General features: G+C 49.3%; 7 protein-coding genes, 1 pseudogene and 1 other annotated feature. Of the genes and pseudogenes, 1 reads left to right on the forward strand and 7 read right to left on the reverse strand.

The features are described from left to right. Positions 1-31 precede the first annotated feature (31 nt). Entirely contained in the window at positions 32-1012 is a 981-nt protein-coding gene (locus tag ACTNDI_RS09905) for a hypothetical protein (protein ID WP_441100827.1), read from the forward strand. A gap of 154 nt (positions 1013-1166) precedes the next feature. Here ACTNDI_RS09905 and ACTNDI_RS09910 read toward each other — a convergent pair whose 3' ends face one another. The 7 genes and pseudogenes from ACTNDI_RS09910 to ACTNDI_RS09940 form a co-directional block, all read right to left on the reverse strand. Then, a complete protein-coding gene (locus ACTNDI_RS09910; RefSeq protein WP_441100834.1) occupies positions 1167-1454 on the reverse strand; it encodes an acylphosphatase in 288 nt (95 codons plus the stop codon). Positions 1455-1578: 124 nt separating this feature from the next. Continuing rightward, positions 1579-3486, reverse strand: coding sequence for a Na/Pi cotransporter family protein (locus tag ACTNDI_RS09915; RefSeq protein WP_441100828.1), 1908 nt, complete (start codon positions 3484-3486; stop codon positions 1579-1581). A 341-nt stretch (positions 3487-3827) separates the two neighbouring features. Then, a complete protein-coding gene (locus tag ACTNDI_RS09920; protein ID WP_441100829.1) occupies positions 3828-4643 on the reverse strand; it encodes an ABC transporter ATP-binding protein in 816 nt (271 codons plus the stop codon). After that, positions 4637-5596, reverse strand: coding sequence for an ABC transporter permease (locus ACTNDI_RS09925; protein WP_441100830.1), 960 nt, complete (start codon positions 5594-5596; stop codon positions 4637-4639). Before ACTNDI_RS09925 ends, ACTNDI_RS09920 begins: the two co-directional genes overlap by 7 nt. A 138-nt stretch (positions 5597-5734) precedes the next feature. Further along, positions 5735-6901 carry an ABC transporter substrate-binding protein gene (locus ACTNDI_RS09930; RefSeq protein WP_441100831.1) on the reverse strand — a complete coding sequence of 389 codons (1167 nt, stop codon included), beginning with the start codon at positions 6899-6901 and terminating at the stop codon, positions 5735-5737. A gap of 256 nt (positions 6902-7157) precedes the next feature. Beyond that, positions 7158-7453: a binding site (T-box leader), on the reverse strand. A 133-nt stretch (positions 7454-7586) separates the two neighbouring features. Next, positions 7587-8606 (reverse strand): annotated as a pseudogene (locus ACTNDI_RS09935) (replication-associated recombination protein A); the annotation flags it as partial. Between the two features lie 137 nt (positions 8607-8743). Next, positions 8744-9073, reverse strand: a 330-nt coding sequence (locus ACTNDI_RS09940) for an RNA-guided endonuclease InsQ/TnpB family protein (RefSeq protein WP_441100832.1), incomplete at its 5' end; no start/stop codon positions are given.

Genomic DNA, 9073 nt, shown 5'->3' on the forward strand with positions numbered 1-9073 from the left:
TAGTCAAATATTAACAAAAAGGAGAACCGCTATGAAAAACAAATTGTTTTTTAAACACATCCTATTGTTAATCGCAACAACCACTTTGGTTCCGCTTCTGTCTGTACTCATCCTGCACAATACGGTCTTTGCAGCGGCGATACCCGCAGATTTAAAGGAATCCTCAGAAGCCATACAGAAGATGGCTGCGGAATGTTATGAAACGGAACATTCCAAAAAGCCCGACCAGATCACGATCGATTATGACAGCGCCTACGGAATTTATATTGATGTAGATCTTTTCAGCGGAAGTAATAAATCATTCCGGGAAGTCATGGATTTATGCGCGAAGGCTCCCATGTGCTATATCGTGCCGATTCAAGCAGATGGGCAGACAGCCATTGTTGAAGTCAGTAAAGGACTTCCTCTGAACACTTCCACCTCGAGCCTTCTTACGGAAGAAGAAAAAGAAGAAATCAAGAACAATGAGGGAAAATGGATACCCGCAAGTCTCACCTTTGAAACGACTCCCCAGAGCACAGAACAGCAGGTTCAAGAACTGCTGGATAAAAACGGACTTTCTTCCGAAACAGACCATTGCCTGATAGGCGGAGTTCCCGGAATTCATGATCTGATTCTGGTTGCAGATGCCGGGAACGGCTGTGTCTACATTCCGTTTGACAAGAGCATCTCCACCGCCTATGAATCCAGCGCTAACGCAAAGGACTTCTCAAACGAACCGATTACAGCCGATTCCTCGGAGGGACAGAGCGCAATGATTTCTTCAGACAGTCAAAATATTGCGCAAACCGGAGTGGATGAGGAATTAAAGGAAGGACAGGCGTATTGCTATGAAGATTTTCAAAAGATCGCCCTTAAGAACCGTCAATATGAACAGGCGGACGATATCGTTTCCGGAGACGCGACAGCCGCCGGCCATTCATTCGGATACCGTATCATTCTTGGAATTGGGATCGGAATCATAATCGCAGTCGCAGCGGTACTGATCGGAACGCGATTCAAAAACCGATAAATTGATAAACCGATACACCCGAGAAACCGATACACCGAGAATATCTTTACTAAGAATCAGTCCGTAAAATAGCGACGCTCGCGTAAATTAATTTGGGCCCGGCAGCAAGCTGCCGGGCCCATTCAAGCCTCTCATTCTTTGAAGGTCACTGTTCTCAATATCCCTTCACATCAAAATAGTATTCATGCTCTTCCACCGGAATATTTTCCCGCTTCACGTGTTCGATGTTAATCCAGGTTCCCTTGCTGATATTGTATACAAGCCGGTAGAGCTGCTCCTTCGTTCCCTGGGCTTCCATGACGACGGAACCGTCCCATTCGTTTTCCACCCAGCCGGTAACGCCCAGCTCCCTTGCCGCGTACTTTGCGCGATACCGGAACCCAACTCCCTGCACATCGCCGGTAAAGGTCATTCTCTGCCTGATAATTTTGGCTCCGTTGATATCCATAATGAAATCACGCTTTCCAGATCTTGCATCTGTCCCAAATCAAGTCAAGCCTTCTGTACCTTGCATCTGTCCCAGATCAAATCAGGCATTCTCTGCCTTGCATCTGTCCCAGATCAAGTCAGGCCTTCTGTGCCTTGCCTCTGCCTGTCTTTGCCTTTGCCTTGGAATCCTTGTCCTTGGAACTCTTCGTCTCTCTGGATTCCTTTGCCTCCTTGCCGCCCTTATCCTTAGCTTTTTTTAATTTCTTCTTTCCGACTGCTTCCACCGCCGGAAGCCGGTACTTGTCCTGATAGGAGTCAAACTCATCGACAAACTCTGATTCGCCGCCGTATTTCACCTCGTTCAGGTATCCGTGCGTCTCAAAGCTGGAATTCTTTGTCTGGATGATGCAAACGCCGACATTGGAACAATGATCAGACACTCTCTCGCAGTTCGTAATGTAATCGGTCAGGATAATCCCCAGTTCCACCCTGCACTCGCCGGTTTTCAGGCGATCGATATGACGATTCTTGATCTCCTTGGTCAGATCATCAATGACCTCTTCCAATGGCTCGATCAGCTTTGCCTGCTGCTGATCGTCTTTTTCAAAGGACTCAAGGGTAAGGGTCATGATCTCATTCAGAGCTTCCGTCAGAACCGCAAGTTCCGACTTTGCATGTGCGGAAAACTGAAGCTTCTGATCATGCATCTGTCTCGCAAGCTTCGTCATATTGATCGCGTGGTCGCCGATACGCTCGAAATCATTGATGCAGTGAAGCATCTCGGAGATCTGGTCGCTGTCTGACTCCGTCATATCCTTGGCGGAGAGGCGTACGAGGTATGTATCAAGTTCATCCTCCAGATAGTCGAGTTCCTCCTCTTTCTTGACAATCCTTTCAATTTCCTCCTTATCGAAGTGCTCGAACATAGTCAATGCGCTGGAGAACGCCTCACGCGCGATCTTCGCCATCTCGATTGTTTTCTCCCGGCACTGACCGACCGCAAGACCCGGGGACAGGAGCAGACGCTCATCGAGCAGTGTGTACTTCTCCATCTCGGTCTTATCGTTTTCATCGACCTTGACCATTCGTTCAACCAGGCGCACAAGCTTCTGTGAGAAAGGCAGCAGAATGACGATGGTTCCAATGTTGAAGATCGTATGGAAGACCGCGATCTGGAAGGAATTGATCACATGATTAAAAATCGGGAGTCTCAGAATATAACGGAGAACAATATAAAGCACCAGCCATATAATGGTGCCGAGAATCTTGATCAGGATATGCAGTGCAGGAACCCGCTTCGCCTTTCTGCTGACGCCAATGCTTGACAGAATCGCCGTCACACAGGTGCCGATGTTTGCGCCCATGACAATCGGTATAGCCATGCCAAAGCTGATTTTTCCCGTCAGGGAAAGTGCCTGAAGTACACCGATGGATGCCGCGGAAGCCTGAATAACCCCGGTAAATGCCGTTCCGACAAGAACGCCGATGATCGGATTGTCAAACGCAATCAGAATGTTCTGGAACTGGGGCATCTCTGCCAGCGGAGAAACCGAATCCGACATCAATGTCATGCCGTACATCAGGACAGAGAAGCCGCAGAGAATCGTTCCGATGTCTTTTTTCTTCTGTTCCTTGCAGCCCATAATCATGATGACACCGATGATCGCCACAATAGGAGCAAAATTCTGCGGTTTCAGCATGGACACAAAGATGTTGTCCGAGGAAATGCCGTTCAGGGAGAGAATCCAGGCCGTAAGTGTGGTTCCGATATCTGATCCCATGATCACATTTACTGTGGAAGCGAATTCCATAATACCAGAATTGACAAGACCGACAAGCATGACAGTAAGAGCCGAAGACGACTGAATCGCGATAGTGATGATCGCGCCCAGCGCAAGGCTCTCAAAAGGGTTCGCGGTGAGCTTTTTCAGGATGCCCTCCAGACGGCCGCCCGCCATTTTCTCCAGGTAATTCGACATGACATTCATGCCGAAAAGGAAGAAAGCCAGCCCACCAACAAGTGCGAACAGATTATATATTGACATCAATTTTCCTCCTGCACCGGAAGCCCCATTGCCCCGGTACAACTTGCTTTTCCGATAGTCCTGCAAGCTTCACGGCGGCCATCTATCCATTTTTCCGCACCGCGCAGCTGATATGACAATTTGAAAGGTCTTCCATGCCATATCCAATGCTTCTCCGACTATCTTTGTGTTTACACTACCTTTACGATTGTAGCATAACATTATCCCTCACTTAAACCAAATTTTATAATTTCGGAGATATTTTTTTCCACATAATTCACAAAGAACAGGGTGAGCATCCTCACCCTGTTCCTCATGTGGATTATATTATCAAGATGCAACTCATCCAGTCCCCGGCGCACTCAGTCGCCCTGCTCTGTCGACAGAAGGATACGGTCATTGTTGAAGCTTCGACCGGTTCCCTGCGCGAATTTCTCCAGCAGATCCTCTACCGTCATGCCGTCCCGTTCTTTTCCCTTTACATCAAACACAATTCTGCCATCGCTCATCATCAGCGTCCGATTCCCGAGCTCCAGCGCCTGATTCATGTTGTGTGTGACCATCAGACAGGTGATTTTCCGCTCAGCGACAATCTTTCTCGTAAGATCCAGAACCTTCGAAGCGGTAGCCGGATCCAGCGCCGCCGTATGCTCATCCAGAAGAAGGATCTTCGGCGTTACCATCGTCGCCATCAGAAGCGTCAGTGCCTGTCTCTGACCACCGGACAGCAGTCCGACCGGATTCTTCATGCGATCCTCCATCCCCATATCGAGAAGGGAAAGCTGCTCCCGGAAGAATTCCTTCTCCTTCTTGCTGATTCTGCTGAAAATCGCATGCTGTTTCTTCGAGGCTCTCAGATAGGCAATGGCAAGGTTCTCCTCGATCGTCATATGAGGAGCCGTTCCCATCAGAGGATCCTGAAAAAGCCTTCCTATATAAACGCTTCTCTTGTACTCCGGGACATAGGTGATATTCTTCCCGTCAAGAATGATGCTTCCGCAATCCGGGTAAAAGCTTCCCGCGATCGCATTGAACATCGTTGATTTTCCCGCGCCGTTGGAGCCTACGATCGTGGCAAAATCACCATCCTCGAGCACAAGGTTTACACCGGTCAGTGCCTTCTTCTCATTGACCGTTCCGACATTGAAGGTTTTTCTGACATTCTTCAGCTTCAGCATGATCTGTCACCTCCCTCTTCCTCTTCTTCCATACTCATCTTCATGGAGGCACGCTTCTGCGCGTGCAGCGCAATCAGCTTCCGGATCTGCGGAGCAGTGAGCGCCACCGCGACAATCAAAGCCGACACCAGCTTGAATGCTTCTGTCGGGATTTTCAGCCGCAGCGCGACAGACATGACAAATCGATACAGAACCGAACCGATGATCACACCGATAATCCGCATCAGCATGCCACGATTTTTGAAAAACATTTCCCCGATGATCAGCGAAGCAAGCGCGACTGTGACCATTCCCGTTCCAAGGTTGATATCGCTGTTCCCGTTATACTGTCCGATCAGACATCCCGCCATTCCGGTCAGTGAGTTTGCGACGCACAGACCTACAATCGTCGTAAATGCCGGATTAATGGAAGAGGCGCGCACCATTGCTGGGCTGTCTCCGGTTGCGCGGATCGAAAGGCCCAGCCTTGTTCCGAGAAACCAATGGATCGCAAGCACGATCACGGCAAGAATGATCAGCAGAAGAACAAACGGGCTCCAGCTTTTCCACACCTTAGAGGGGTTCAACGATTTGAACATATCAAAAACCGTCGGAGAGCCGAACAGCGACAGGTTGGAAGAAAATCCCATGACCGCCAGATTGATGGTGTAAAGCCCCGTATTCACAATAATGCCGGCCAGAATACTCTGAACGCCGAATTTTGTCTGCAGGATCGCGGTGATAAATCCCGAGCAGACCCCCGCAGCCATTGCGGCAAAAATAGCCAGAATCGGGTGTCCCGCAATTGTCACCACCGCTCCGACCGCACACCCCAGCGTATAGCATCCATCCGTTGAAAGATCACAGATATCCAGAATACTGAAGCTGATAAACAATGAAAGCGCAACCAGCGCATAGATCAGTCCGAGCTCCAGAGCTGTCTGGACAATTCCTATCGTTAGAAAACCTGACACGTTCAAACCCTCCCGAAATTTATTCTCTGACATTTAAAAAGCTGACGCAATTGCATACGCCAGCTCCATTCTATCACGCAATATATGGTTTCGTGAAGCCTCACACGACTAAAGTCACGAGTGTGCGGCAGCTAATCATCAATTCTCAAACTCTTTTGCGGTTGTTGTCTCCTCGACACTGGTGCAATAGGGCTTGAACGCCGCCTTAACCTTATCCAGATCATAGCCAAGTGTCTCGCACACATCCGTATTGATGGTCGCGATACCATTGTCAAAGGTCTGTACCGGAGTTTTTGCAGGGTCAGCTCCATTTACAAGAACATCTGCGACCATGTCTGCCGTAGCAGTCCCCAGATTTGCGTAATCTACGCCATATCCGACGAACGCTCCGTTCAGGGCAAAGGAATCTGCTCCGCAGTAATGCGGGATTCCGGCCTCTGCAAGCTTCTGATATATTGCCAGCTCAGCGGTCATCACCGTGTTATCGGTCGGTGTGAAGATTGCATCGACTCCCTCGGCGATCAGCGCATTTGCCGCGTCGGTGATTCCTGTCGTATCTGTTCCGGTTTTCTCAATATACTTGATTCCTTTTTTGTCCAGGAATGCCTTTGCATCCGCGATCGGCTGCTTGGAGGCATCTTCGCTGTTGGAATACAGAAGACCCACATAGGAGAGATCCGGGTTCTGTGCCAGCATAAGATTCAACACCGCCTCGGTATTCAGCGCATCAGAGGTACCGGTGATATTCGACCCGGGCGCATCCATACTTTCGACAAGGTTTGCTCCAACCGGATCCGAGCATGCTGCAAAAACGACCGGGATCGGGTCATCCTTCGTCGCCGTCTGCATGATCTGTGCCGTCGGCGTGGCAATCGGGACAATGACATCTACCTGATCCGCAACCAGCTCGGATGCGATCTGCTGAAGCACGGTTCCATCCGCCTGCCCGTTATAGGTATAGTCCGCATAATCAAACGTCACGCCAAGCTCCTTGCCCTTTGCGTCCAGCTCTGACTCAATGTTGGACTCAATCTGATTCAGGGATGCGTCATCCACATACTGTACAATGCCTACCTTGTAGGTTTTCCCGGACGCAGCTCCTGCAGAGCTTCCCGTAACCGATGTTCCGGTCACGGACGCCGCAGCCGACTCAGAAGATGACCCGGCCGCTGACGCGGACGAAGCAGAGGAACCTGCTGCCGATGTTCCCGATGCTGTGCTGTTGCTGCCGCATGCTGCAAGTGAGAATGTCATGATGCCGGCTGCCGCGACTGCTGCGATTTTTCTGAATGCTGGATTTTTCATAGTTTTGTTCTCCTCTCTTACTTGTTCATTCCTTCTGCTGAAAACATATGTGCCTTTCATGCCGGAATTGTTTGAACGGAGGGGGATGGTATCCTGTTGCCTTCGAAATCGCATTCAGTCTCTTACGCGCGCTTCGCGACAGGCGGCCTGACTACGTTTTCGAAGAGCTCTTTTTACTTTTATTGTATAAGCTGCGGATTGCTCCGTGCTTCGCACTCTCGCAATCCTTATACAATAAAAATAGCTCCTGCCCCGTATTTGGGACAAGAGCTGTAATTTCTCCTGCGATACCACCCAGATTAGTATACCGGAACTGCCGGACGGGATTCCGTTCCCGAGGGCTTCTTCTTCCGAATACTCTCTCATTCCACACACCTGCATGTGCTCCCGATTGATAACGGATGGGTTCCCGTCGGTTCCTACCTGACATATTCCTGCCGCTCAGACCGCCCTCAGAAGTCCATTCACTCCGCATCTACGGCTGCAATCCCACCACCTGCAGCTCTCTTGTACGCTTCCTGCAAAGCTACTACTCTTCCTCAATGGTTTGAGTCGATTATAAGCAGAGCAGGATTTTTTGTCAAGAAATTTTTCACAAACTCACCTTTGAATTCTTCATGATAAATATCTCTTCACTCCTGATCATTGTTTCTTTGCCTTTACAGACTTCTGTCCCTCTTCATGATCAATCTTCCCATGGTTTTTCGGGCTTTCCCGAAAGCAACGGGTCAACGTAAGCGTATCGCTCCGGTTCTTTCCCGATTTTTCTGAAATAAGCCTTGATGTCTGCCTCGTGGCCGATATCATTCGGCTCATAGATTCGTTCTTCACGGATCTCATCAGGAAGATACTGCTGCTCCACCCAATGATTCGGATAGTTATGCGCATACTTGTAACCGACACCACGGCCAAGCTTTTTGGCACCTTTATAACTGGAGTCCTGCAGATAAGATGGAATCGGCAGATTTCCCGTCTTCCGGACCAGTGACAATGCTTTTTCAATGCCTAGATAAGCAGAATTGGATTTCGGTGCGGAAGCAATATAGGATGCCGCCTGTGCGAGAATGATTCTTCCCTCCGGCATTCCGACACGCTCTACACCGAGCGCCGCCGATGCTGCGACACAGATAGCCATCGGGTCTGCATTTCCGACTTCTTCTGATGCCGCTACCAGCATCCTGCGTGCGATATACTTCACGTCCTCTCCCGCCTCCAGCATGCGTGCCAGATAATAAAGCGCCGCATCCGGATCTGAACCGCACATGGACTCGATAAAGGCAGCGATCGTATCATAATGATTATCGCCGATCTTGTCATAGCGGATTGCCTTCTTCTGTATGCACTGCTCTGCCACTTCCAGCGTAACGTGGATTTTCCCGTCGCTTCCCGGTTCTGTGGTAAGAACGGCGAGCTCTATGGCATTTAGCGCGGCACGAGCATCCCCATCCGACACATCTGCAAGTAAATCTGCCGCCTCCTCTGTGATCTCTGCATGGTAGGGCTTTACTCCTCTGTCAGAAGTGAATGCTCTGTGAATTAAGGTCAGAATATTCTCCTTCGACAAGGGTTTCAGTTCGAAAATTCTCGATCTCGAAAGCAGTGCTCCATTTACTTCAAAATACGGATTCTCTGTCGTCGCACCGATCAGAATCACCGTGCCATCTTCCACATAAGGCAGGAGATAGTCCTGCTGTGCCTTGGTGAACTACTCCGACTTATAGAAGTCGGAGCTTCCTGCTTCAACCACTACTGCGTTGGCTACGATGATACGTAACTCAATGTCTTACACAATGTCTACAGGCGTATGAGTTCGGGCTATTCCATCCCTACTATATATTTTGTTTAGGCTGTTTCAGCAAGTAATCGTAATCCCTCATGCAGGATATTGATTGCTGCATTCTGGTCACGGCTCATAGTGAGCCCACAATCGCATTTTATGATACGTGTCTGCAAACTTTTCATCTCCGGATGGATCCTACCGCAACAATGACATCGCTGCGAGGAAGGAAACCACTTATCTACTTTGACAAGATACTTATTTCTATCAGACAGCTTGTATTCAAGCATCGAAAGAAACATTCCATATCCATTGTCGAGAGTGGCTTTTCCGTTACCGAACCCATGATTTGCCATAGATCGCATATTCAATGTCTCCACACAAACAACATCATA

This window comes from Bilifractor sp. HCP3S3_D3, assembly GCF_052063915.1.
GTDB lineage: Bacteria > Bacillota > Clostridia > Lachnospirales > Lachnospiraceae > Bilifractor.

Coding starts and splice junctions, on each gene's coding strand:
- ACTNDI_RS09920 (WP_441100829.1), bottom strand. CDS start 4,643: ATGCTGAAGCTGAAGAATGTCAGAAAAACCTTCAATGTCGGAACGGTC.
- ACTNDI_RS09905 (WP_441100827.1), top strand. CDS start 32: ATGAAAAACAAATTGTTTTTTAAACACATCCTATTGTTAATCGCAACA.
- ACTNDI_RS09930 (WP_441100831.1), bottom strand. CDS start 6,901: ATGAAAAATCCAGCATTCAGAAAAATCGCAGCAGTCGCGGCAGCCGGC.
- ACTNDI_RS09915 (WP_441100828.1), bottom strand. CDS start 3,486: ATGTCAATATATAATCTGTTCGCACTTGTTGGTGGGCTGGCTTTCTTC.